This is a genomic window from Cedecea sp. FDAARGOS_727, from assembly GCF_012273235.1.
GTDB classification, from domain to species: Bacteria; Pseudomonadota; Gammaproteobacteria; order Enterobacterales; family Enterobacteriaceae; genus Cedecea; species Cedecea davisae.
Window position 1 is genome coordinate 2,445,133 of record NZ_CP050966.1, and the last position, 23,992, is coordinate 2,469,124.

The window sequence follows — 23,992 nt, forward strand, 5'->3', positions numbered from 1 at the left end:
AAGGGAAGCAGGGAAATGATCAAGACATCAGTCACGCGTAAAATTTTTACGCTCACGCCGCTGGCGGCAACCATCGTGGCATCGCTCTGGCCGGGGCTTAGCGCCGCTGAGAGCTACTTCAACCCGGCATTTTTGTCCGAGGATACCGCGACGGTGGCGGATCTCTCCCGCTTTGAAAAAGGCAGCCAGCAGCCTGCGGGCGTTTATCGCGTGGACATCTGGCGCAATGACGAATTCATTGCCACCGAAGATGTGCGTTTTACTGCCGCAGAGCATAAAGACTCCACGGCAGAAGCGGTGAAATCCGGTGGCCTGACCCCTTGCCTGGATATTGAGTGGCTGCGGCGCCTTGGGCTGAATATGCTGGCATACCCTGATCTGGCTAAGTTTAAGGCCGGAGAGTGCGTGCCGGTGACCGAAGCGGTGCCCGGCGCAGAAATCGGCTATGACTTCGCGCGCCTGCGGCTCAACATCAGCCTGCCTCAGGCTTCTCTGATCAACAGCGCCCGAGGCTATATTCCGCCGGATCAGTGGGATGAGGGCATCCCTGCCGCGCTGCTCAACTACACCTTTACCGGCAACCGCGGCACCTACGACGACAGCTATTATCTGAACCTGCAAAGCGGCCTGAATTATGGACCATGGCGTCTGCGCAATAACGGAGCGTGGAGCTACACCAGCGGCGACGGCCACCACAGCAACAGCTGGAAGAACATCAATACCACGGTTCAGCGCACTCTTATTCCGCTGAAAGGCGAGCTGGTCATGGGCGACAGCAACACCGGCAGCGACGTGTTCGACAGCCTCGGCTTCCGTGGGGCGCGCGTCTACTCTTCCGACAGCATGTACCCGGACAGCCTGCAGGGCTACGCGCCAACCGTGCGCGGGATTGCCCGCACCAACGCCAAAATCGTGATTCGCCAGAATGGCTATGTCATCTATCAGAGCTATGTGTCGCCGGGGGCTTTTGCCATCAGCGACCTTAACCCGACCTCCTCGAGCGGTGACCTCGAAGTCACCGTAGAAGAGAAAGATGGTACTCAGCAGAGATATACGGTGCCTTACTCCACCGTGCCGCTGTTACAGCGTGAAGGGCGCCTGAAATACGACCTGGTAATGGGGGATTTCCGCAGCGGTAATAGCCAGCAGGATAAGCCTTTCTTCACCCAGGGAACTTTGATTGCCGGTCTGCCCGATGGCTACACGGCCTACGGCGGGACCCAGCTTGCCCAGCGCTACACCTCTGTTGCGCTGGGGGCGGGTAAGAATCTCGGAGACTGGGGCGCTATCTCGCTGGACGTGACCCACGCCCGCAGCAAACTGGCGGATGACAGCGAGCATCAGGGCCAGTCTATGCGCTTCCTGTATGCAAAATCCCTTAGCGGCTACGGCACCAACTTCCAGCTGCTGGGCTACCGCTATTCAACCCGGGGCTTCTATACCCTCGATGACGTGGCTTACCGCAATATGGAAGGCTACGAATATGAGCTTCAGGACGACGGCAGCCACAGAAAAGAGCTGGTGGCGACCAGCTACCACAACCTGCGCTACAACAAAAAAGGGCGATTTCAGGTCAACATTTCCCAGTCGCTTGGTGATTATGGCTCGCTGTATGTTTCCGGCAGCCAGCAAACCTACTGGGGAACGGATCAGAACAACACCTGGTATCAGCTGGGCTACTCCAGCGGCTGGCGCGGCATCAGCTATTCGCTGTCATGGTCGTGGAGCAAGTCGCTTGGGCTTTCCGACACCAACCGTATCGTCGCGTTTAACCTCTCGGTTCCGTTTAGCACGCTGCTTGGTCACGGCTATTCACGGGATACGGCGCTGGATCGTGCCTACGCCACGCTGGCAACCAGCCGCAGCTCTGACGGTAAAAATACCTGGCAGAGCGGTATCGGCGGCACGCTGCTGGAAGGGCGTAACCTGAACTACAACGTCACCCAGGGACACGCCAGCAACAACGGTTATTCCGGCAGCGCCAACGCCAACTGGCAGGGAACTTATGGCACGGTTGGGCTGGGTTACAACTACGACCGCAACCAGCACGACGTGAACTGGCAGGCTTCCGGCGGCGTGGTGGGCCATGCTGACGGCGTGACCTTCAGCCAGCCGCTTGGGGACACCAACGTGCTGATTAAAGCCCCCGGCGCTTCCGGCGTGAGCGTGGAAAACCAGACCGGCGTCAAAACCGACTGGCGAGGCTACGCGGTCATGCCTTACGCCACGGTTTATCGCTACAACCGCGTCGCGCTGGATACCAACTCAATGGATAACCACACCGATATTGAGAATAACGTCAGCAGCGTGGTGCCGACGGAGGGTGCTCTGGTGCGGGCTACCTTTGATGCCCGTATTGGCGTGCGCGCCATTATCACCGTGAAACGTGGAGATCGCCCGGTGCCGTTTGGTTCCGTAGTACGGGAAGAGGGGAGCGGCGTCACCAGTATGGTTGGCGACGAAGGGCAAATCTATCTTAGCGGGCTGCCGCTGAGCGGCAAGTTGCTTATCCAGTGGGGTGACGGCAAAGGTTCTCAGTGCCGCGCTAATTACACTTTGCCGGAGGATAGCCTGAAACAGGCCGTCGTCATGGCGACCGCCACCTGCTCATAGCGCACGGCGAGATTCAGGAAGGTAAAGATGAAACTGAACAGTTATTTAACCGCTGCATTGCTGTTTGCCTGCGCGGCACCGGCCTCGGCTACGGTTTGCTCTAACGCCAACGGTACGGCGACCGATATCTCGTATGATTTGTCGGATAAATTTAATAGCAGCAATAACAACGTCGGGCAGATTGTCACCCTGGCAGAGAAATCAGGCCTTATTGGCGTGAACGCGGTTTGCCCGAAAGGGACCTCGGGGAATACCACCAAGCGTAGCTATGTGACCGATTTGCCCATTCAGGAAGTGGTTGGTGGTTATAAATATCTGAAGATAAATGACTATCTTAATGGCGGAATGAAGATCCACGACAGCTACGCCGGTGATTTTTATCCGCCGGTAGAGTACATGCAGATGGGTTCGCACCCTAACGTGTCGAAGAATAAGCCTTTTGGCGTCACGGACTCGAAGCTGGTATTTCGTCTAAAAGTCACCCGCCGTTTTATCAATATGGTGCCCATTCCTCGCCAGACGATGTTCCGTGTGTATGTGACGACGACCAATGCCGACCCGTTAAGCACGGTGGTTTACACCATCAGCTACAGCGGCAAAGTTGAGGTGCCACAAACCTGTGAAATCAACGCCGGGCAGGTGGTTGAGTTTGATTTCGGCAGTATTGGTGCTTCGTTGTTTAGCCAGGCAGGCGCGGGTAACCGCCCGCAAAGCGTCACGCCTCAAACCAAAACCATGGGCATTAAATGTACCAATATTGATGCGCAGGCGTACCTCACCTTGCGTCTCGAAGCCGAGAAGAGCAGCGGCAACATGATGGTGTCGGACAACAGTGACCTGGGGTTTGTCATCTCAAATTCCAGCGGCACTCCGCTGACGCCAAACAATCTTGGCAGCAAGATTAACTTCCAGCTGGATGACTCTGCGGCCGCAAGAGTCGGCATTCGTGCCTGGCCGGTCAGCGTAACGGGTAAAAAGCCAACGGAAGGGCCGTTTACCGCTCGCGGCTATCTGCGTGTTGATTTTGACTAAGGAGCGGGCGATGAACAAAATGACTCTGGCCGGGCTGATGCTGGGTGCGTTGTTTATTAGCGCGGGAGCTAATGCCGATTCGCCGTTGGGTGAAATCAACGTTGAGCTGCGGGGGAATATTGTCGATTTTACCTGCGTGGTGGAAACCGGCAGCGATAATAAAACTATCCAGCTTGGCTCCTGGCCGACCAAACAGCTACGCACCGCCGGAAGTACCACTCAGCCAATGCCGTTTAACCTTAAGCTCACCGGCTGCCCGCCCGGCGGAACCGCGTCGATAACCTTTGCAGGGAAAGATACCGGCAGCGGCTTGCTGGCCCTGAACAGCGCCAGTACGGCAACCCATGTCGCCGTTGAGCTGCTTGATGAGGATAAAACGCGTCTGCTGCTGGATAAGGCCAGCAAAGAGAAACAGGTGGACGGGAACGGGGACGTGACGCTTAACTTTTGGGCCAACTATATTGCTACGGCCGATAACGCCGATGCCGGACGGGCCGATGCCGATGCGACTTTTATGATTACCTATAATTAGAGCTTTATCTCAATGTTTCCAAAAAATAACCGGGAGATGTTTTCCCGGTCTTTTCGCTTCCAGTGCGTCGTCGTCCCTTATAGCAGTTCATGCACCTTGGCATAATCAATAAGTTCGACGATTGAAGTGAGTCCAAGTTTAGAGAATATATTTGCCTTATGGGCGCTGATTGTTTTGTTGCTAAGCAATAATTGCTCCGCAATCTCTTTATTGGATAAACCATTTGCCAGATAGCGCAGCACCGTTACTTCACGGTTGGATAATGGCATATCATCCATCGTTCCTCTGCGGGATTTATGGCTGCTGATAAAATGCAGGGTTTCCGAAGGGAAAAAGGAGTAGCCCGAAAGCAACATTTCCACCGCATTAAATATATCATCTTGTTCTTTACGTTTACTCACGAATCCATTGGCACCGGCCTGAATAGCGCGCCCGGCGTAAAAGGATTCTGACTTTGAAGAAAGAAAGAGAATTTTGGTGTTTTCTTGTATTCCCTTGATTCTTTTGAGTAATGTAAAGCCGTCGGTATTGGCTGATTCAATATCAAGAATAACCAGATCCACCGGGTTTGCTCGCATATAGTCGATAACTTCCCGACCATCATCTGTTTTCAAAACAACATTGATATCTTTATTTCTTTGGAGCAGAACCTCTATCGACATTCTGACAATAGGGTGCTCGTCCATAATGATTACGGATGCCGGTTTCATTTTTTTTGCCTCGATTGTTTGGTAAAAAACATCGCGTTGACGCAGCGTCATTGGCAGCGAAAGTGATAAACAGTGAGTTGGCGGTTGCCGGTCTTTATGCGGGAACCTCCATGTTAATATTCAACATCTCCTTTTTGAATGCCTTTATTCAGAGCCGAAGGTGTCGTGCTCCAAATAACGTCACATTTAAATAATATAAATGCCCTGGCAAATATATAAATGTGATGAGGTGATTATACAGCGCAGTTCATGTGGGAAAAGTCTGATGTTCCTGGATGTAATCATTGCCCATATGAAATGCTGTGTAATTAATCACGTCATTTATAAATTGAATTAACGAACTTTGGTTTTAAGTTAAGTTGGATGAAAAGACTTTTTATTGCGGTAAAAATGACATTAAATTCCAAATGTTGTTGGTTTGTTCTGGATCAAAAATCGCAAAACGGCGCTAGAGGGGAAAAGTTGCTTCCAGGAATAGTTATAATTGTTACTAATTTGTTTATTTTTAACTCATTTGATACATGAAAATTAAGTAAATTCTTAAAATATCTTACGACTCAGTAGGTTAGTGCCATCAGCTTTGTAGCTTATTGGCAACAGAAATTTCATGCAGTAGGTGCAGTAATTTGCTGCGGTTACCCAGCGCCAGGCGCCCCAGTAAGACATTGAATCGATAAACGACGTGATGATAGGGCTTCTCCAGTAAAAGGGCGATGGATTTCAATGATTCCCCGCGGCTCAGAGCCAGCAAAAGTCCCCATTCTCTGAGGGAAAAGCGCGGCGTGCCATAAAGGGCGGCCAGATCGAGAAGAGTGCCGCCCAGAGCCTGCTTTAGCCGATTGGGCGGCAGACGGCGCTCGACAATCTGGCAGTCAACCGCGTAGCGCATAAACCGGGTAATTTCGGGTTTACGCAGGGCGCTCAGGAGAGTTATCTGGTGCTGCGGCGTGGAGATGTGCTGCTGGCGAATGGTTTCCAGCACCGCGAGCACGGGAGTCTCAAGGCTGTCGAGGTCGATAATGATTCGCGGGGCGGAAGATAGCGTCTGGTGCGTGACCACTTCCTCTATTGAGGGAGAGACCAGAGTGTGTTGATGATTGAAGAGTGTGCTGGTGATGGCGTCGCTGAGAAAGCAGTCGGTCGAAACCAGAATCACATCGGGCTTCTTTGGCTTGTGCGCTCCTGTCTGCTGCTCAAGGTATTCCAGTCGGTCAAAAAAAAGTGGCGCAGTGTAGCAGGAGGGGTTTAGAAAATAGTCTGTTTGACCCCGTCGGTGTTTATTTCTCCTCATAGCTGCGCACATAGAAGCTTTCACAACGACGACAAATCGGCGTACAGCCAGCGTTCATATGGCCATAAGTAGCCTTGACCAAATCTTGCACCGGACTCGCGAGCCACCTCGAGATGAACAGCGTCTTCAATTCCTTCAATGATAATTTGCGCAGAGATGCCCTTACACTGGTTAACAAGCTGGCACAGTGCGGGCGAATGGTTGCTGAGTCTCCAGAACGCCTGCTTATCAATTTTCACACCGTCGGCTTCAATGCCGTAGTGGTAAAATGGCAAAACGGAATGTTCGCAAAGATCGTCGAGCCAGACTGCGATCCTTTGCTGGCGTAATTGCCCGATCCGTTCTCGCAGGCACAGCTTATGCCGCAATGAGAGTGAGTCAAAAAATGAGGCATCTTGTATTTCAATTGTTACCCATGGCGCGCATACATCAAGCAGTCGCTCGAAGTGCCGACTTTCGATCAGCGCCTCCAGCGGCAGATTAAGGAAGTATTTACCTGGTTTATACAGGGACTTTAGTTGCCCTACCTGATGGCAAAAGAGCGTCACTTTATCGGATGTCGGTAATTGCGCAAAAAACGCTTCGGGATCTTGCTGCGGGGCCAGGCGGCTCAGGACTTCGTAGCTAATAATTTGCCTGGAAAATAAATCAACGATCGGTTCAAGGCGCACTCCGTATATATGTTCTGGGGCAGATAATAAAATGTTATCACCAGGAGTATTTATCATTATTTTGTCGCTAATTGTGACAGTGATTACAGTATTGCTAAAGGAGCGACGAGCGAAAAGGAAGGCAAGGCAGTCATTTAGCTAAATTAAAGATGATTTTGAAAGGTATTCTCTCAGCGCTGTTAATGAGTGAATACCAGAGATGGCTTATTCCAGGCCGCGAAAGTTCGCAACCCTGCTGTGTGAAGGGGTAATGATTTTATTAATTAAGAATATTTCCCTGATCAAATAAGAAAACGCCTGGATAAATTATTCAGTCGAGCAGAAACGGTAAATTAAGTTTTATATAATTCATTAGCTTAAATTGATTCTTGATATTAAGTTTTTTCATAATTGATAGTCGTTTATCCCGAGCGGTGTTTTCATCAATATGCATAATAAATGCTGCATCTTTGAGGGTGTATCCGCAGGCCATTAACTTCAGTAATTCACGTTCCTGCATGTTGAAATGACGGGTGGCGCAGTAGTGGCAAATCGCCGCTGGTACCGGTAATGCATTTTTCTTACGCCGCTCGGGATCGACCCATGGCGCAAGCTTAAGCCGGACGTCATCGACTTCATCCTCGCGGTAAATAGACGGCAGCATGTACAGGCAGGGACGAAACATCAGTTTTTCCTGATCCCGCTTGCGGCAAATAAGAATAACCCGCTGCTGGCGCGTGGTTTGCGGGATTTTGTAGCAGTTTGCCGTCTGCCAATTATCATCGAGTGCGACAAAGACCAGGTCGGCAACGTCCTGATCCGCTAACGGTAAGAAATGATAAGTTTCGCTAAACTGGCGACAGAGTTGCTCAATAATAATTTTGATGCCATGCGCAAAATGGCTGTTTCGTTCACTGATGGCAACGGTAAGCATGTCTTTCCTCCGGACGGGGTGGGTCGTCTAAAAATCATAGTGAAAAAAACTCAGGTTATGAATGTGTTACGACTTAACCCCGCAGCCGTGGAGGATGAATTATTGCCAGGTCATTTCCTGGGGGTAGCAGAAAAAACGGCAAAGAAACGCTTTAGGTAAAGTTTTCTGCTGTTGCGCCGATGATTAAGACTTGTCTTACAGGGAATGAGAAGCAATGTTAAATCGAATCAAGATCGTCACAAGCTTACTGGTAGTCCTGGGGCTGTTTGGCATTCTACAAATAGCTTCCGGCGGGTTGTTCTTTAACGCGCTGAAGCAGGACAAAGAAAATTTCACCGTTTTACAAACTATCCGGCAGCAGCAGTCAACGCTGAACGGCAGCTGGGTTGCCCTGCTGCAAACCCGTAATACCCTGAACCGCGCTGGGATCCGCTATATGATGGATGCCAGCAAAATTGGCAGCGGCGCTACCGTAGAAGAGCTGATGGGTATCGCCAGCACTTCGCTCAAGCAGGCTGAAGTCGAGTGGGCCGCTTATGAAGCGTTGCCGCGCGATCCGCGTCAGAACGATGCTGCCGCTCAGGAAATTAAACGTAATTACGATATTTATCACGGCGCGCTGGCGGAGCTGATTCAACTGCTCGGGGCCGGGAAAATTAACCAATTCTTCGATCAGCCGACCCAAAGCTATCAGGACGGTTTTGAGAAGCAGTACGTAAATTATCTCCAGCAAAATGACCACCTCTATCAAGAAGCAGTGGACAGCAGCAACAGTTCTTACAGCATGGCTATCTGGATATTGATTGGTGTGCTGATTGTGGTACTGCTGGTGATTATTGTCGTCTGGCAGGGGATCCGCACTACGCTTATTTCTCCGCTGAATAGCCTGATTGCGAGCATTCGCCATATTGCCGGCGGCGATCTGGTTAGCAAAATCGACGTCGAAGGCACCAATGAAATGGGCCAGCTGGCCGACAACCTGCGCCACATGCAGAACGAGCTGGTGATAACCGTCGGTGAAGTGCGTAACGGGGCAAACGCTATATATAGCGGTGCCAGCGAGATCTCTATTGGTAACAACGATCTTTCTTCTCGTACCGAGCAGCAGGCGGCTTCTCTGGAAGAAACCGCTGCCAGCATGGAACAGCTGACCGCAACGGTTAAGCAGAATGCTGAAAATGCTCGTCAGGCAAGCCAGCTGGCGCTTAGCGCTTCTGAAACCGCACAGCGCGGCGGCAAGGTCGTTGATAACGTGGTTCACACCATGAGCGAAATTGCCGGGAGTTCTCAGAAAATCGCCGACATTATCAGCGTGATTGACGGCATTGCTTTCCAGACCAATATTCTGGCGCTGAACGCCGCCGTTGAAGCGGCCCGTGCCGGTGAGCAGGGGCGTGGTTTTGCGGTTGTCGCCGGTGAGGTTCGTAATCTGGCGCAGCGCAGCGCCCAGGCCGCTAAAGAGATTAAGACTCTGATTGAAGACTCGGTCAGCAAAGTGGATACCGGTTCAACCCTGGTTGAGAGCGCCGGGGAAACGATGGGTGAAATCGTTAATGCGGTCACCCGCGTGACCGATATCATGGGTGAAATTGCTTCCGCATCCGATGAGCAAAGCCGCGGTATCGACCAGGTTGGGCTTGCCGTTGCCGAGATGGATCGCGTGACTCAGCAAAACGCCGCGCTGGTGGAAGAGTCCGCCGCCGCTGCCGCTGCGCTGGAAGAGCAGGCCAGCCGCCTGACGCAGTCCGTCTCCGTGTTCCGCATCTCCCAGGAGCGTAAAGCTAAAGCACAGGAATCTTCTGCGCCGAAGCTGGCCGGTGCGACGGCCGCACCGCGTAAAGCGGTTGCCGCTGCGTCTGACGATAACTGGGAAACGTTCTAATTCCCTTAAGCTAAAAAAGCCGCGGCGGTGCAAATCGCTGCGGCTTTTTCTTTTGTTTCTTACGGGAAACTCAGCGCTCGATAATTATTCTGCGGCTTTTGGCGCTTCGCGGTTTTCAAGTTCGCTCAGACGCTGCTCCAGCAGAGCCAGTTTTTCGCGGGTGCGCAGCAGTACCTGAGTCTGCACGTCAAACTCTTCACGGCTGACCAGGTCCAGGCGGGTAAGCTGAGACTGTAATACCTGGCGAACCTTCTTCTCCACGTCGTCCCCGAACTCACGGATCCCTTTCGGCATAGACTCATGAACCTGGCGGGCAATTTGTTCAATTTTTTTCGGGTCAATCATAGTGGCTTCCATTATCTGGGGGAGTAATTAGCCTAATTGTAATGCCTGATTGACAGGTGATAAACCGGAAATGTTGCCTGCGTAATCGTTGCCGACAAAAATGATTAGCGCTATAGTGAACCTGCTTATTCTCAGGGCGGGGCGAAACTCCCCACCGGCGGTAAATCAGCTTACGCTGAAAGCCCGCGAGCGCTTCAGGCTTTGCCTGAAGGTCAGCAGATCCGGTGTAATTCCGGGGCCGACGGTTAAAGTCCGGATGGGAGAGAGTAACGATCAAGTCAGGCTGAGGCCTGCCCGCGTTATTTTTTTAGCTCCTAAGACTGCCCTGATTCTGGTAACCATAATTTTAATGAGGTTTTTATTACCATGAATCAGACGCTACTTTCTGCATTTGGCACCCCGACAGAGCGCGTAGAGCATGCTCTTAATGCGCTTCGTGAAGGCCGTGGGGCAATGGTTCTCGACGACGAAAATCGCGAGAACGAAGGCGACATGATCTTCCCTGCCGAAACCATGACCGTTGAGCAAATGGCGCTGACCATTCGCCACGGCAGCGGGATCGTTTGCCTGTGCCTGACCGACGAACGCCGTAAACAGCTCGACCTGCCAATGATGGTCGAAAACAACACCAGCGCCTTTGGCACCGGTTTTACCGTGACCATTGAAGCCGCGCATGGCGTAACCACCGGCGTTTCCGCTGCCGACCGTCTGACTACCGTGCGCGCGGCAATTGCCGACGGCGCGAAGCCGAGCGATCTACACCGTCCTGGGCACGTATTCCCGCTGCGCGCGCAGCCGGGTGGCGTGTTGACCCGCGGCGGCCACACCGAAGCAACCATCGATCTGGTTTCTCTGGCCGGTTTCAAACCAGCCGGCGTGCTGTGTGAACTGACCAACGACGACGGCACCATGGCGCGTGCGCCGGAGTGCATCGAGTTCGCCCGTAAACACAATATGGCCGTTGTGACCATTGAAGATCTGGTGGAATATCGCCAGGCTCAGGCGCGCAAAGCCAGCTAAAAATCAGGCCCGATCGGCACGGTCGGGCTTCTGCTTTCCTGCTTCGTTTCCCCCCGTTATCGCGCTTTTCCCCTGTTCAAAATTTCTGATGATCTTCATCATGCTTATCTGAGTTCTTCCGCTAAAAATTGGGCGTAATCTGTGTTCATTAAATCTCTTTTAAGGACACCATCATGACAACCCAACGTATGCCCGCGCTGTTCCTTGGTCACGGTAGCCCGATGAACGTGCTGGAAGATAACCGCTATACCAGAGCCTGGGCGCACTTAGGCGCAACGCTGCCGCGGCCGAAAGCGATTGTGGTGGTGTCGGCTCACTGGTTTACCCGCGGAACGGGCGTCACGGCGATGGAAACGCCGAAGACTATCCATGATTTCGGCGGTTTCCCGCAGGCGCTGTATGACACACATTATCCGGCACCCGGCTCGCCGGAGCTGGCAGAGCGGCTTCGTGAGCTGCTGACACCAACGCCGGTTGCGCTGGACAAAGAAGCCTGGGGATTTGACCACGGCTCCTGGGGCGTGCTGATAAAAATGTACCCGGAGGCGGATATTCCAATGGTGCAACTGAGTATCGACAGCACAAAACCTGCGGCATGGCACTTTGAAACAGGCCGCAAACTGGCCGCGCTGCGTGACCAGGGCATTATGCTGGTGGCGAGCGGCAATGTGGTGCACAACCTGCGGACCGCGCGCTGGCATGGGGAAAACACTCCTTACCCGTGGGCGGAGTCGTTTAATCAATATGTGAAGGATAATCTGACCTGGCAGGGGCCTGCCGGGCAACATCCGCTGGTCAATTATCTTGAGCATGAAGGTGGCTCGCTGTCGAACCCTACGGCGGAGCACTTCCTGCCGCTGCTTTATGTTCTCGGCGCGTGGGACGGCAAAGAACCGGTGAGTATTCCGGTGGATGGTATTGAAATGGGATCGTTAAGCATGCTGTCGGTGCAGGTCGGCTAAGTAATAAAAAAGCGCGTAATTCGCGCCTTTTTAACGTTTATCGCCGGTTATTCGACGAAAATATGCGGGTAAAAGCGAGAAAGATCCTGGGTGATTAACTCGCGATCTTCGCGGATGCCAATCCCGGCTGGACTACCGTTGATTAGCCAGCTGCCGATAAGCGTGTAGCTGTCGCCAAATTTTGGTAGCTGATAGAACTCCTGCACTATCATGCCTTCTTCGCCGTACGGCCCGTCAACGCGCGCTATCTCCTGGCCGTTCTCGATTATCTTCACGTTGGCACCTTCGCGCGAGAAGATAGGTTTCACCACGTATTTTTCCATCTCCGGGTGATTATCTTCGGCAAAATAAGCCGCCAGCAGATTCGGATGGTTCGGGAACATTTCCCACAGCATCGGCAGCAGTGCTTTATTGGAGATAATGCTTTTCCACGCGGGCTCCAGCCAGCGTACGCCAGCGTCTTCCAACTTGGTGGAGAACATTTCGCGCAGCATGAATTCCCACGGGTAGAGCTTGAACAGGTTGCTAATAACCTGATCCTGAAGATCGGTGAACTGGCCTTTTTCGCCAAGGCCGATCTCTTCCATATAAAGGAATTCGCTGGCAACTTCCGCCTCGGCCGCGCAATCCTGTAAATACTGGACGGTGCTGCGATCTTCTACCGTGTCCTGGCAGCAGGCAAAATGCAGAAGATTAAAACCGTGCTGCTGCTTGAGCTCGGCAAAGCGCTCGATCAGCTGTTCCTGCAGGCTGTTGAACTGGTCTGCCCCTTCAGGAAGCTTACCGGCCGCAACCTGATCTTCCAGCCAGATCCACTGGAAGAAGGCCGCTTCGTACAGCGAGGTAGGCGTGTCGGCGTTATTTTCCAGCAGCTTAGGCTCACCAACGCCGTCCCAGGCCAGGTCAAGACGTGAGTAGAGCGAAGGTTGCTGAGTACGCCACGACTGGCGGACGAACTCCCAGGTGTGTTTTGGAATACGGAAGCGGGCCATTAACTCGTCGCTGGCGACAACTTTATCCACCACCTTGAGGCACATTTGATGCAGCTCGGCGGTCACCTCTTCCAGACGCTCAACCTGAGCGAGCGTGAGCTTGTAATAAGCGTCTTCACACCAGTAAGGCTCGCCGTACATGGTGTGAAAATTAAAGCCATATTCGTTCGCTTTTTCGCGCCAGTCCGGGCGCTCGACAATAGAGACTCTTTCCATGTCTATCAGCCGCCCATCGAGCGGCTGGTGCCGGAAGCGCTGCTGCGCTGCATGGTGGACTGCTTAGCAACCGACTCACCAAAGCCGCCGCGCGTTACGGTGGAGGTTGTCGCTGGCTTAGGGGCCATTGCGGTTTTTGGTACGCTGGCGGTGCGCCCCGGCGTTGCTGCGCCGTAGCTCTTACCGCTGGCATCGGCATATTTGCCGTAGGCCGGGCTGGCCGGGTTTTTCGAGGTGAACAGCGGCTGTTGAGCAAAGCCTGCGCCGCCGCCCATCAGGCGTCCCATCATGTAGCCTGCCATCAGCGGCATCCAGAAGCTGCCGCTTTGCTGAGGCTGGGCCTGAGCCTGGTTTTCACCGGCAAGGCTTGCCTGAGCCGGAGCTGGCTGGCACTGTCCTTCACCAAACTCGGCGATACATTCCTGGCGGGAAGCATACTTCGGCGCGGTGCGCTCGGCTTCCTTCAGGGCGTTGGTATAGGCGGTGGTGCATTCCGCGCTCTTGCCCGGGTTTGCCTGAGAGCAGTCGTCGGCGTTTTGATACATAGAGACGGTTTCGTCGCTCTGCTCACAACCCGCCAGCATAAAGACGGCGGTAACGGCCAGGGCTACCGGCGTTAAATGGCGTGCGTTCCAGCTTTTGCGGAACGATGAATGATTTATATTTTTTGTCCGTTTCATTGACTTAGTCCTGAGCCCAGTAGGTTTGGTGCTAAGGATAGGGGATGAATGGTCGAAATTGAAGCGATCAAGGCCTGTTGGCAGGGAATCTTTACGTTGCCTTACGTTCAGAGCGAAGGCAGAAAAAAAGGGGCGTGATTAGATGCCCCTTTTGTCGACATTCCGACGATTAATTAGCGAATGGGTTCGCTTTTTTACCGCTGGTTGCCGCCGCCGGTGTTGCGCGCGGAGCTTTGCTTGACGCTGCGGTTGTCGCAGAGTAACCGTCAGCGCGAGCATCCTGATCCGGGGTTTGTGGAGCAACGCTTTCGGCGGTAGTTGAAACTGGTTTGCCGAGTGCGCCGTTCAGAGCCACCAGATCCTGCTCGTTCAGCGTGCCGAGAGCGGATTTAATGTTCAACTGGTTAATCAGGTAGTTGTAACGTGCGCTGGAAAGCTGCTGCTTCGCGTTGTACAGCGTGGTGGTTGCATCCAGCACGTCCACGATAGTACGTGTACCCACCGAGTAACCCGCTTCCATCGCGTCCAGAGAGCTTTGGGCAGAAACCACGGCCTGTTTGTAGGCGTTAATGGTGCTGATGGACGCGTTCACGTTATTGAAGGAAGAGCGAACGGTCTGCACCACGCTGCGGTGCGCACTTTCAAGCTGCTCGCTGGCGCCAACAAAGTTGTACTGCGCCTGTTTCACCTTAGAGTTAACCTGGCCGCCCTGATACAGCGGCAGGGAGAAGCTCAGGCCTACTTTGTTCTGACCGTCATAGCTGTTGCCGTAACGGGTCTGGTCGCTGGTTTTAGAGCCGTTATAGCTGGTATTAGACACGCCGGTAGATGCGGTCAGGTTCAGCGTCGGCAGGTGACCGTCTTCCGCCAGGCGAATCTGCTCGCGTGCCAGATCCTGGCTCAGGCGAGCCTGCAGCAGGCTGAGGTTGCGCTTCTCTGCTTCTTTCAGCAGGTTATTTACCGCATCCGGCTTGCTGGTTTTGAAACCGTCTACGTTCAGAGAGGCAAGGCTCAGGTAGTCGTTGCCGGTAACCTGACGCAGAGATTCAACGGCGTTGTCCAGGTTGTTACGCGCCGTCACTTCGTTGGCGAGCACGTTATCGTACTGCGCACGGGCGTTCTGCACGTCGGTAATGGCAACCAGGCCAACGTTAAAGCGCTGGGTGGTTTGATCAAGCTGGCGGTAAATCGCCTGTTTCTGAGCTTCGGTATAAGACAGCGCATCGATAGCGCTCAGAACATTAAAGTAGGCGGTGGCGGTACTCAGGATAAGCGCCTGCTGATCGGTCTGGAAGCTGACGTCCTGAATGCCAGCGCTTTTTTCCTGCAAAGTCAGCGCACGCCATTTCGACATATCGAAAATGGTTTGCGTCAGTTGCAGAGTCGCGCTGGTAGCATTGGAGTTAACGCCGTTTGAATCGCGGTAACCGCTGCCGTAGCCATAGTCTGCACCCAGACCAAGCTGTGGTAATAATGGACCGCGTGTTTCATTGATTTTTTCGAATGCGGCGTCACGGTCAGCGGCGGATTTACGCAGGTCCGGGTTGCTGGTGCGGGCCTGTTGGTAAACCTGCAACAGGTTTTCTGCCTGGCTCATGGCGCTGAAACCCGTTAGGCTCAGACCGATAAGAATGGGGAGCAGTTTCTTCATTTGCATTCCTTGTTGTGAAGCAGAATTATTTTGTTAACGCCGACAGGAGTCGAAAATGATTGCCGATTCTACAGATTCCGCCAGCCGGGCAGGTTGGCGTAAAGTGCCATCTACCTTAATTTTCACCAATCTACCACATCAAAATTGAAAGGGCAGTCGTGCGGGGTTGAAATCGCCCGGCCAGCGCCCATTTGCCATCAGGACATCATCTATGAATAAGTCAGTAAAGCCGACGGTGACTTTCGCCAAAAAGGATGTAGAAATTATTGCACGGGAAACGCTTTATCGCGGTTTTTTTTCGCTCGATCTTTATCGTTTTCGTCATCGCCTGTTTAACGGCGAAATGAGCGGGGAAGTTAAGCGAGAAATTTTTGAGCGCGGGCACGCGGCGGTGCTGCTACCCTATGACCCTGTGCGTGATGAAGTGGTGCTGGTTGAGCAGATTCGCATTGCCGCTTATGACTCCAGTGAAAGCCCGTGGCTGCTGGAAATGATAGCCGGAATGATTGAAGAAGGCGAAAGCGTTGAAGATGTCGCGCGCCGCGAGGCAGTAGAAGAGGCTGGCCTGGTTGTTGGCCGCACAAAGCCGGTGCTGAGTTATTTAGCAAGCCCCGGCGGCACCAGTGAAAGACTGTCTATTTTAGTTGGTGAAGTGGACGCCAGCCTGGCCGAAGGCATTCACGGCCTGGCGGAAGAAAACGAAGATATTCGTGTTCATGTGGTAAGCCGGGAGCAGGCCTACCAGTGTGTAGAAGAGGGGAGCATCGACAACGCAGCGTCGGTCATCGCTTTGCAATGGCTGCAACTGCATTATGAGCAATTAAGAAAAGAGTGGAATCACTGATTATGAAGCGCTATACCCCTGACTTCCCTGAAATGATGCGTTTGTGCGAAACCAACTTCGCACAACTGCGCCGCTTACTGCCGCAAAATGACGCAGCGGGCGAGACGGTAACGTATCAGGTTAATAGCGCCAGATATCGCTTAACTATATCAGAATCAACTCGTTACACTACGCTTGTGGAAATTGAGCAAACGCACCCAAGCGTTAGCTACTGGAGCCTGCCGTCTATGTCGGTCAGGTTGTATCATGATGCGATGGTGGCGGAAGTGTGTTCAAGCCAGCAGATCTTTCGCTTCAAAGCACGCTATGATTATCCGAATAAAAAGTTGCATCAACGCGACGAAAAGCATCAAATTAACCAGTTTCTTGCTGATTGGCTGCGCTACTGTTTAGCGCATGGAGCAATGGCGGTTCCGGTTTATACCTAGTTTTTTGGGGAGTAAGACGGCTAACGGCACAACGCCCTGAATAATGGATGGTATGTAAGTGTGCGTGAAACCTAAGGACACCATTTGGAAAGCCTGTTAACCCTTCCTGTGGCCGATGGGGGCCGGATCAGGATATTGCAAATAACCGATACTCATCTGTTCGCCGGAAAAGACGAAACGCTGCTGGGTATTAATACCTGGAAAAGCTACCAGGCGGTGATTGCCGCCATTCTTGCCGAACAGCATGCCTGTGACCTGGTGGTTGCAACCGGTGATTTAGCGCAGGATCATAGCGCGGAGGCCTACCAGCACTTTGCTGAGGGCATCTCCAGATTTTCTGCGCCCTGCGTTTGGCTTCCAGGAAATCACGATTTCCAACCTGCCATGTTCAGCGCGCTTCTGGAAGCGGGTATTTCTCCTGCCAAACGCGTGCATATTGGCGAGCACTGGCAAATTCTGCTGCTGGACAGTCAGGTCTTTGGCGTCCCGCACGGAGAGCTGAGTGATTATCAGCTGGAATGGCTGGAGCGCCAGCTTGCCGCTGCCCCGGAACGCCACACGCTGCTTCTGCTTCACCATCATCCGCTTCCGGCTGGCTGCAGCTGGCTCGATCAGCACAGCCTGCGTAACGCCGCCGAGCTGGATGCCGCACTTAAGGCCTGGCCGCAGGTTAAAACCCTGCTCTGCGGGCATATTCACCAGGAGCTGGATCTCGACTGGAACGGCCGCAGAATGCTGGCCACGCCTTCTACCTGCGTCCAGTTCAAGCCGCACTGCGCTAACTTCACCCTCGATACCATCGAACCGGGCTGGCGCTGGCTGGATCTCTATCCGGACGGGAGCCTGACGACCGAAGTGTGCCGCCTGCAGGGCTGCAAATTTAACCCGGATACGGCTTCCGAGGGTTATTGATGTCAGCTCTACTGTATTTACACGGGTTTAATAGCTCTCCGGCATCTGCAAAGGCGACCCGGATGCAGGCATGGCTTGCACAGCATCACCCGGAAATTGAGATGATCATTCCGCAATTGCCGCCCTATCCTGCGGATGCCACCGAGCTTCTTGAGTCGCTGGTGCTGGAGCGCGGTGGCGAGCAGCTTGGTATTGTCGGCTCCTCGCTTGGCGGCTACTACGCCACCTGGCTGTCGCAGTGTTTCACCCTGCCGGCGGTGGTGGTAAATCCTGCCGTTCGCCCGTTCGAGCTGCTGGTTGATTATCTTGGCAAAAACGAGAACCCCTACACCGGGCAGCAATATGTGCTAGAGTCACGCCATATTTACGATCTAAAAGTCATGCAGATTGACCCGCTGGAAGCGCCGGATCTTATCTGGCTGCTGCAACAGACGGGCGACGAGGTGCTTGATTACCGCCAGGCCGTAGCTTACTACGCGCTCTGCCGCCAGACGGTGGAACCCGGCGGCAATCACGCCTTTACGGGCTTCGAAGATTATTTCACACAGATTGTCGACTTCCTCGGCTTGAGCTGAGGCCAGCCGGCCGATTTCCTGTTTCGCTATCTGAATGAATAAACCATGACGCAATCCTATAATGCCGATGATATAGAGGTGCTCACCGGGCTTGAGCCAGTTCGCCGCCGCCCGGGAATGTACACCGACACCACTCGTCCTAACCATTTGGGTCAGGAAGTCATTGATAACAGCGTCGATGAGGCGCTGGCTGGCCACGCCAAGCGCGTGGATGTCATCCTGCACGCCGACCAGTCTCTGGAAGTTATCGATGACGGGCGAGGAATGCCTGTTGATATCCATTCCGAAGAAAAAGTCCCGGCAATTGAGCTGATCCTTTGCCGCCTGCACGCTGGCGGTAAGTTCTCGAATAAAAACTACCAGTTCTCCGGCGGCCTTCACGGCGTGGGGATTTCGGTGGTTAACGCCCTTTCCAAACGCGTTGAAGTGACCGTGCGCCGCGACGCACAGGTTTACAGCATCGCTTTTGAAAATGGCGACAAGGTGCAGGATCTGGAAGTGATCGGCACCTGCGGCAAACGTAATACCGGCACCAGCGTTCACTTCTGGCCGGACGAAAGCTTCTTCGACAGCCCGCGTTTCTCCGTTTCTCGCCTCAGCCACCTGCTGAAGGCTAAAGCCGTGCTGTGCCCGGGCGTGGAGATAACCTTCACCGACAAAGTCAACAATACCGAACAGCGCTGGTGCTATGAAGATGGCCTGAAGGATTACCTGTGCGAAGCGGTTGACGGCCTGATTACGCTGCCGGAAGCCCCGTTTATCGGCAACTTTTCCGGCGATACCGAAGCGGTAGACTGGGCGCTGCTGTGGCTGCCCGAAGGCGGCGAGCTGCTGACCGAAAGCTACGTAAACCTGATCCCAACTATGCAGGGCGGGACGCACGTTAACGGCCTGCGCCAGGGCCTGCTGGATGCAATGCGTGAATTCTGCGAGTACCGCAATATTCTGCCGCGCGGCGTGAAGCTCTCCGCCGAAGATATCTGGGAACGCTGCGCTTATGTGCTGTCGGTAAAAATGCAGGATCCTCAGTTTGCCGGGCAAACCAAAGAACGTCTCTCTTCTCGTCAGTGCGCCGCATTTGTTTCCGGCGTGGTAAAAGATGCCTTTAGCCTCTGGCTGAACCAAAACGTGCAGGCGGCCGAACAGCTTGCCGAACTGGCTATTTCGAGCGCCCAGCGCCGTATGCGCGCCGCTAAGAAAGTGGTTCGCAAAAAGTTAACCAGCGGCCCGGCTTTACCGGGGAAACTGGCCGACTGTAGCGCGCAGGATCTGAGCCGCACCGAGCTGTTCCTGGTAGAAGGGGACTCGGCGGGCGGCTCGGCCAAGCAGGCTCGCGATCGCGAATATCAGGCAATCATGCCGCTGAAAGGTAAGATCCTGAATACCTGGGAAGTCTCTTCCGATGAAGTGCTTGCCTCGCAGGAAGTTCACGACATCTCGGTGGCTATCGGGATCGATCCTGACAGCGAAGATCTTAGCCAGCTGCGTTATGGCAAGGTTTGCATTCTTGCGGATGCGGACTCGGATGGTCTGCATATTGCCACGCTGCTGTGCGCGCTGTTTGTACGCCACTTCCGCTCCCTGGTTAAGGGCGGGCACGTTTATGTTGCGATGCCGCCGCTCTACCGTATCGACCTCGGCAAGGAGGTTTATTACGCCCTGGACGAAGAAGAGAAGGCGGGCGTGCTGGAGCAGCTTAAGCGTAAGAAGGGCAAGCCGAACGTACAGCGCTTTAAAGGGCTGGGCGAGATGAACCCGCTTCAACTGCGTGAAACCACGCTGGATCCGAACACTCGCCGCCTGGTGCAGCTAACCATCAGCGATGAAGACGACCAGCGCACGCTGGCAACCATGGATATGCTGCTGGCCAAAAAGCGCTCCGAAGACCGCCGTAACTGGCTACAGGAGAAGGGCGATATGGCGGATATCGAGGGTTAAAGAACCTTTCTCCAAAACGTAAAAGGGATGGCATAGCCATCCCTTTTTGCATTCCATCCAGCCGTGTTACTTAACGGCTTCTTCAAGAATGCGGATATGAACTTCCAGCACGTCGTCTTTCACGCGGGCGCTGTGCTCCTTCATGTGCGTGGTCTGGAGGTGGGCTTCCAGATGCGCGATGGTTTCCCATTTCTCCAGCATGAAGATGGAATCCGGTGCGGTGGTCTGGAACGCTACCTGAGCATTATGGTCCACCAGCGGCGCATAGCCGTGGCAACCTTCTTCCTGCAGCACGGTCGGAATTATCTTCTCAAATGCCGCGATGGTCGCCTGGCGATGATGTGAACCAGGACGAGTGCGAATTTCAGCAATCACTGTCAGCATGACTAACTCCTTATGTTATCCGGCCAACAGTTAAGCAAAAATCTCTGCCAGATGCTTGCGATATTCTGCGACATAATGTGGCACGTCTGGCTGTTTGATAACGTCGTTAGCGATAAAGGTCGGTAGACCTTCCATTCCCAGGAACTGGTTAGCTTTGTGGAACGGCAGGTAAACGCCGTCTACGCCAACGCCGTGGAAGAACTGATCTTTGTCGGTGAAAGCTTCCATAGGTGCGTTCCACGTCAGGGACAGCATGTAGGTTTTCCCCTGGATCAGGCCGCCGGAACCATATTTTTTGGAGGCGTCTGAACGAGTACGGCCGTCGCTGGCGTACAGAGAACCGTGGCCTTCGGTAAATACATCATCGATATATTTTTTCACGGTCCATGGAGCACCCATCCACCAGCCCGGCATTTGCCAAATCACGGTGTCGGCCCACAAGAATTTCTCAACTTCTGCTTTAACGTCGTATTCGCCGTCGGCGCGGGTCACCTGAACATCATGTCCGAGGTCGCGCAAATAGGTTTCCGCGACTTCAGTCATGGTGTCGTTAAGCTGGCCGTTTGAGTGGCCGAATTTTTTACCGCCGTTGATAATCAGTATGTTGCTCATCGTTAGCCCTTGAATAATTACGTTTGCCAATCATTATAATGAGAGTGGCGTCACGAAAAAATGGCTAAAATGTGCAAAGACTTTTGCTATTTGCGCAAAAATCGACACCGGAAAGCCTTAAGACCAGCTCAGCAGTACCCGGAATCCACCATCCTGCGCATTGCCAAAGGCGGCATTCATGCCGTGCAGGGCGGCGATACGCTTAACGATGGACAATCCAAGGCCGCTGCCGTTTTTTAACTGGCCCGGCGGGCGGAAGAAGCGCTGACCGAGCGACGCAAGGTGTTCCGGGCTAACGCCCGGTCCGTTATCGATAATCTCCAGCGAATTGCCCCGTAAAATAACCTGCACAATGCTGCCGGGAGGGCTGTAGCGCACCGCATTATCCAGAATATTGCGCAACATTAAGCCCAGCAGCAGCGGCTGCCCGCGGTGAATAACCGGCTCATTCTGCATCTTCAGCCTGATATCAACGCCTTCACGCTGGGCATTATGCCAGGCTTCCATCACAGCCTCCTGAAGTAGCGCCTGGAGTGATATCGACTGCACGTCGTTCAGTTCGTCGAGCGAGTCCAGGCGTGAAAGCGTCAGCAGCTGTTCTACCAGGCGGGACGCTCTGTCTATGCCCTGATGGAGATGAATCAGCGCTTGCTCTCTTACCGGAGCATCCTGTTCAGCAAGCTGCGCCACTTCTGCCTGTACCTTAAGGGCAGCCAGCGGGCTGCGAAGCTCGTGTGCGGCATCCGACGTAAAGCGACGTTCGCGCTGCATCAGTTCATTTGTTCGCTCAAAGAGTTGGTTTAGCGCTTCGGCCAGCGGTTTTACTTCCAGCGGTAAATCCGTTGTTTCCAGGCGAGTGGTGTCTCCCGGTGAACGGCGCTGAAGCTTCTGTGCCAGCCTGCTTAAAGGCGCAAGCTCTGAGCTGACTAACCAAATCAGCAGAATCAGCATTAACGGCAGGGCAATAAGCCAGGGAGCCAGTTGGGAAGAGACAATGTCCAGCGCCATCTCATCCCGGTAGTCCCACTCCTGGCCCACGACTATGCGGTAGCGGCCATCCTGCGTGGTTAGCCAAACCAGCCGCCAGAGATCGTCATCATTCGCCAATTGCCCATCGACAAATCCATCCCTGTGCCAGCTGTAAGTTAGCCCTTTGCCGCTGTCACCGTCGTTGAGTACCAGCCTGCCGTCGGCGCTAAAAATAGCGAAGGCAAGAGTGTCATCGTCCAGTTTTCCGCGATGTTTTTTTATCATGCTTTTGCTGCGTGGCAACTGGGGTTCTGCGCCTGGCGTTGTGTCAAAATCCAGCACGCTTAATCTTTTGGCAAACAGCAGTTGTTGAGTATCAAAAAGCTTGTTCAGGGAGTGCCGGGCTTCATACCAGGCGGCGGTACTTGCCAGCGCCGCGGCAACAAGGGTGAGCGCAATAAAGCCAGCGGTAAGGCGGGTGCGTAAGCTTTTCGTCAGGGTTCTCAGCATGCGTCACCCAGCGTATAACCGATGCCGTGGACGGTGCGAATAAACTGGCTGCCCAGTTTCTTGCGCAGGTGATGGATATGAACCTCCAGCGCATTTCGCGACACATCGTCGTCCCAGTTATAAAGTTTTTCCTCAATTAAGGTACGCGGGAGCACCCGGCCCGCATTGCGCATCAGCAGCTCAAGCAAAGCAAACTCTTTGGGTTTCAGCTGCAACGGTTCGCCGTTTAATGAGACGGTAAGATTGATAGGGGAAAGAACAACGCCGCCGTGGGTAAGTTCAGGCTGGGCATGGCCGTGAGCGCGACGCACAAGCACCTGTAGCCGCGCCACCACTTCTGCCAGGGCAAAAGGTTTACACAGATAGTCATCCGCGCCGAGCTGAAGCCCTTCTACGCGTTCGTCCAGCGAATCCCTCGCTGTAAGAACCAGTACCGGCTCATTGCGCCCGTCTTTACGCCATGCTCGCAGGATATCTAAGCCGTCCATCCCCGGAAGGCTGAGATCAAGCACTACCGCATCATAAGGTGCCTGAGCAAGCGCCAGTTTTCCCTGCTGGCCGTCGCTAAACCAGTCGACGGCAAAGCCCATTTTGACCAGACCCGCTTTGATGCCATCTCCAATCAGCGGATCGTCTTCAATTAATAATATGCGCATGGCGAACTCCTTGTTGCTGCCTTTATGCGGTGAAGTAAATACCGGAAGCCGCGGGCTGTACAGCTCTAAAGCCAATGCCTTCGGGGCATGCCGCAAATCCGCAAGAAAAAGCATGTTTGATATGTGGGATTAAGATCTGGTTAAGATTTGCCTGGTTTAATGGGGCTACACAACCTAAGGAGAATACAATAATGAAAAAGACAGCAGCTATGTTCGCGATCGTTGCCTTAACCTCTGCCCCGGTATTTGCGGCGCAAACCGGCGGTGGTTTTGTGGACCCGAATGCGCAGGTGCAAACGCAGCCTGGGCAGCAGGGTGGTTTTGTTGGCCCGACCGGGAATAAAACCACCGTGAAGCAGGCAAAAAGCTTCTCTGACGACACCTGGGTTACTCTGACCGGTAAAATTGAACAGCGCATCGGCGGCGAGCACTATATTTTCCGCGATGCGACCGATAGCGTAAATGTGGACATTGACCACAAGCGCTGGAACGGCCTGACGGTTACGCCGCAGGACACCGTTGAAATTCAGGGCGAAGTCGACAAAGACTGGAACTCTGTAGAAATAGACGTAAAGCAAATTAGTAAAGTGAAATAAGGCCCGGCGCGCGGCCTTTGCTGACGCTCTGCCGCCGCGCATAAAGCTATTCATCTCT

The 23,992-nt window shown here is 53.6% G+C and carries 24 protein-coding genes and 1 riboswitch; of the genes, 12 read left to right on the top strand and 12 right to left on the bottom strand.

Translation table 11 applies throughout. The features are described from left to right. The first annotated feature begins 15 nt into the window (after window positions 1-15). Genes FOC35_RS11690 through sfmF form a run of 3 tightly spaced genes read left to right on the top strand, consistent with a single transcriptional unit; the run spans window position 16 to window position 4,177 of the window. Window positions 16-2,613: a fimbrial biogenesis usher protein gene (locus FOC35_RS11690; RefSeq protein ID WP_172568966.1), complete on the top strand. Its 2,598-nt coding sequence runs from the start codon at window positions 16-18 to the stop codon at window positions 2,611-2,613. Window positions 2,614-2,640: 27 nt separating this feature from the next. Next, a complete protein-coding gene (fimH, locus tag FOC35_RS11695) occupies window positions 2,641-3,645 on the top strand; it encodes a type 1 fimbria D-mannose specific adhesin FimH (protein ID WP_172568967.1) in 1,005 nt (334 codons plus the stop codon). A 19-nt stretch (window positions 3,646-3,664) separates the two neighbouring features. Next, complete coding sequence (gene sfmF / locus FOC35_RS11700) at window positions 3,665-4,177, top strand: fimbria assembly protein (RefSeq protein ID WP_371810766.1); 513 nt, start codon at window positions 3,665-3,667, stop codon at window positions 4,175-4,177. A 77-nt stretch (window positions 4,178-4,254) separates the two neighbouring features. Here the strand turns inward: sfmF and fimZ are convergent, their stop codons facing one another. From fimZ to fimW, 4 genes are all read right to left on the bottom strand, one after another. Then, on the bottom strand, window positions 4,255-4,887 hold the full coding sequence (gene fimZ, locus FOC35_RS11705) for a fimbria biosynthesis transcriptional regulator FimZ (protein ID WP_039899435.1): 633 nt from the start codon (window positions 4,885-4,887) through the stop codon (window positions 4,255-4,257). A 574-nt stretch (window positions 4,888-5,461) separates the two neighbouring features. Beyond that, window positions 5,462-6,043 carry a DNA-binding response regulator gene (locus tag FOC35_RS11710; RefSeq protein WP_254065283.1) on the bottom strand — a complete coding sequence of 194 codons (582 nt, stop codon included), beginning with the start codon at window positions 6,041-6,043 and terminating at the stop codon, window positions 5,462-5,464. A gap of 155 nt (window positions 6,044-6,198) precedes the next feature. Next, entirely contained in the window at window positions 6,199-6,906 is a 708-nt protein-coding gene (locus FOC35_RS11715; protein WP_172568969.1) for an EAL domain-containing protein, read from the bottom strand. Window positions 6,907-7,159: 253 nt separating this feature from the next. Next, complete coding sequence (gene fimW, locus FOC35_RS11720; protein ID WP_016538241.1) at window positions 7,160-7,762, bottom strand: fimbria biosynthesis transcriptional regulator FimW; 603 nt, start codon at window positions 7,760-7,762, stop codon at window positions 7,160-7,162. 214 nt (window positions 7,763-7,976) lie between these two features. Between fimW and tsr the strand changes: the two genes are divergently transcribed. After that, window positions 7,977-9,644: a methyl-accepting chemotaxis protein gene (tsr, locus tag FOC35_RS11725; protein ID WP_172568970.1), complete on the top strand. Its 1,668-nt coding sequence runs from the start codon at window positions 7,977-7,979 to the stop codon at window positions 9,642-9,644. A gap of 84 nt (window positions 9,645-9,728) precedes the next feature. Here tsr and FOC35_RS11730 read toward each other — a convergent pair whose 3' ends face one another. Then, window positions 9,729-9,989 (bottom strand): accessory factor UbiK family protein, encoded by a 261-nt coding sequence (locus FOC35_RS11730; RefSeq protein ID WP_039898836.1) that lies wholly within the window; start codon window positions 9,987-9,989, stop codon window positions 9,729-9,731. Window positions 9,990-10,112: 123 nt separating this feature from the next. Beyond that, window positions 10,113-10,261, top strand: a riboswitch (FMN riboswitch). Between the two features lie 94 nt (window positions 10,262-10,355). Here FOC35_RS11730 and ribB point away from each other — a divergent pair. After that, the gene (gene ribB, locus FOC35_RS11735; RefSeq protein ID WP_016538237.1) at window positions 10,356-11,009 is read left to right on the top strand and encodes a 3,4-dihydroxy-2-butanone-4-phosphate synthase; all 654 of its coding nucleotides are present in this window, start codon (window positions 10,356-10,358) and stop codon (window positions 11,007-11,009) included. Window positions 11,010-11,182: 173 nt separating this feature from the next. Beyond that, a complete protein-coding gene (gene ygiD, locus FOC35_RS11740) occupies window positions 11,183-11,971 on the top strand; it encodes a 4,5-DOPA dioxygenase extradiol (RefSeq protein WP_172568971.1) in 789 nt (262 codons plus the stop codon). 47 nt (window positions 11,972-12,018) lie between these two features. Here the strand turns inward: ygiD and FOC35_RS11745 are convergent, their stop codons facing one another. From FOC35_RS11745 to tolC, 3 genes are all read right to left on the bottom strand, one after another. Continuing rightward, window positions 12,019-13,179, bottom strand: a complete 1,161-nt coding sequence (locus FOC35_RS11745) for a glutathionylspermidine synthase family protein (protein ID WP_016538235.1) — start codon at window positions 13,177-13,179, stop codon at window positions 12,019-12,021. A 5-nt stretch (window positions 13,180-13,184) separates the two neighbouring features. Next, window positions 13,185-13,859, bottom strand: coding sequence for a DUF1190 family protein (locus tag FOC35_RS11750; RefSeq protein ID WP_016538234.1), 675 nt, complete (start codon window positions 13,857-13,859; stop codon window positions 13,185-13,187). Between the two features lie 169 nt (window positions 13,860-14,028). Continuing rightward, window positions 14,029-15,510: an outer membrane channel protein TolC gene (tolC, locus tag FOC35_RS11755; RefSeq protein ID WP_039898832.1), complete on the bottom strand. Its 1,482-nt coding sequence runs from the start codon at window positions 15,508-15,510 to the stop codon at window positions 14,029-14,031. Between the two features lie 211 nt (window positions 15,511-15,721). On the opposite strand from tolC, the gene nudF reads away from it, so the two are divergent. From nudF to parE, 5 genes are all read left to right on the top strand, one after another. Continuing rightward, a complete protein-coding gene (gene nudF, locus FOC35_RS11760; protein WP_016538232.1) occupies window positions 15,722-16,354 on the top strand; it encodes an ADP-ribose diphosphatase in 633 nt (210 codons plus the stop codon). Window positions 16,355-16,356: 2 nt separating this feature from the next. Further along, entirely contained in the window at window positions 16,357-16,782 is a 426-nt protein-coding gene (locus tag FOC35_RS11765) for a DUF1249 family protein (RefSeq protein ID WP_016538231.1), read from the top strand. Window positions 16,783-16,866: 84 nt separating this feature from the next. Then, a complete protein-coding gene (gene cpdA / locus FOC35_RS11770; RefSeq protein ID WP_172568972.1) occupies window positions 16,867-17,694 on the top strand; it encodes a 3',5'-cyclic-AMP phosphodiesterase in 828 nt (275 codons plus the stop codon). Continuing rightward, complete coding sequence (yqiA, locus tag FOC35_RS11775; RefSeq protein WP_016538229.1) at window positions 17,694-18,269, top strand: esterase YqiA; 576 nt, start codon at window positions 17,694-17,696, stop codon at window positions 18,267-18,269. Before cpdA ends, yqiA begins: the two co-directional genes overlap by 1 nt. A 45-nt stretch (window positions 18,270-18,314) precedes the next feature. After that, window positions 18,315-20,207, top strand: a complete 1,893-nt coding sequence (gene parE, locus FOC35_RS11780) for a DNA topoisomerase IV subunit B (protein ID WP_016538228.1) — start codon at window positions 18,315-18,317, stop codon at window positions 20,205-20,207. Between the two features lie 66 nt (window positions 20,208-20,273). Here parE and FOC35_RS11785 read toward each other — a convergent pair whose 3' ends face one another. The 4 genes from FOC35_RS11785 to qseB all read right to left on the bottom strand — a co-directional run bounded on the left by FOC35_RS11785 (window position 20,274) and on the right by qseB (window position 23,338). Further along, window positions 20,274-20,591, bottom strand: a complete 318-nt coding sequence (locus FOC35_RS11785; protein WP_016538227.1) for a putative quinol monooxygenase — start codon at window positions 20,589-20,591, stop codon at window positions 20,274-20,276. Between the two features lie 30 nt (window positions 20,592-20,621). Beyond that, complete coding sequence (locus FOC35_RS11790; RefSeq protein ID WP_016538226.1) at window positions 20,622-21,203, bottom strand: NAD(P)H-dependent oxidoreductase; 582 nt, start codon at window positions 21,201-21,203, stop codon at window positions 20,622-20,624. 117 nt (window positions 21,204-21,320) lie between these two features. Beyond that, window positions 21,321-22,682: a quorum sensing histidine kinase QseC gene (gene qseC, locus FOC35_RS11795; protein WP_172568973.1), complete on the bottom strand. Its 1,362-nt coding sequence runs from the start codon at window positions 22,680-22,682 to the stop codon at window positions 21,321-21,323. After that, window positions 22,676-23,338, bottom strand: a complete 663-nt coding sequence (gene qseB / locus FOC35_RS11800; RefSeq protein WP_172568974.1) for a quorum sensing response regulator transcription factor QseB — start codon at window positions 23,336-23,338, stop codon at window positions 22,676-22,678. The genes qseC and qseB overlap by 7 nt, the downstream gene beginning before the upstream one ends. Window positions 23,339-23,529: 191 nt before the next feature. Between qseB and FOC35_RS11805 the strand changes: the two genes are divergently transcribed. Next, complete coding sequence (locus FOC35_RS11805) at window positions 23,530-23,934, top strand: YgiW/YdeI family stress tolerance OB fold protein (RefSeq protein WP_016538223.1); 405 nt, start codon at window positions 23,530-23,532, stop codon at window positions 23,932-23,934. Window positions 23,935-23,992 lie beyond the last annotated feature (58 nt).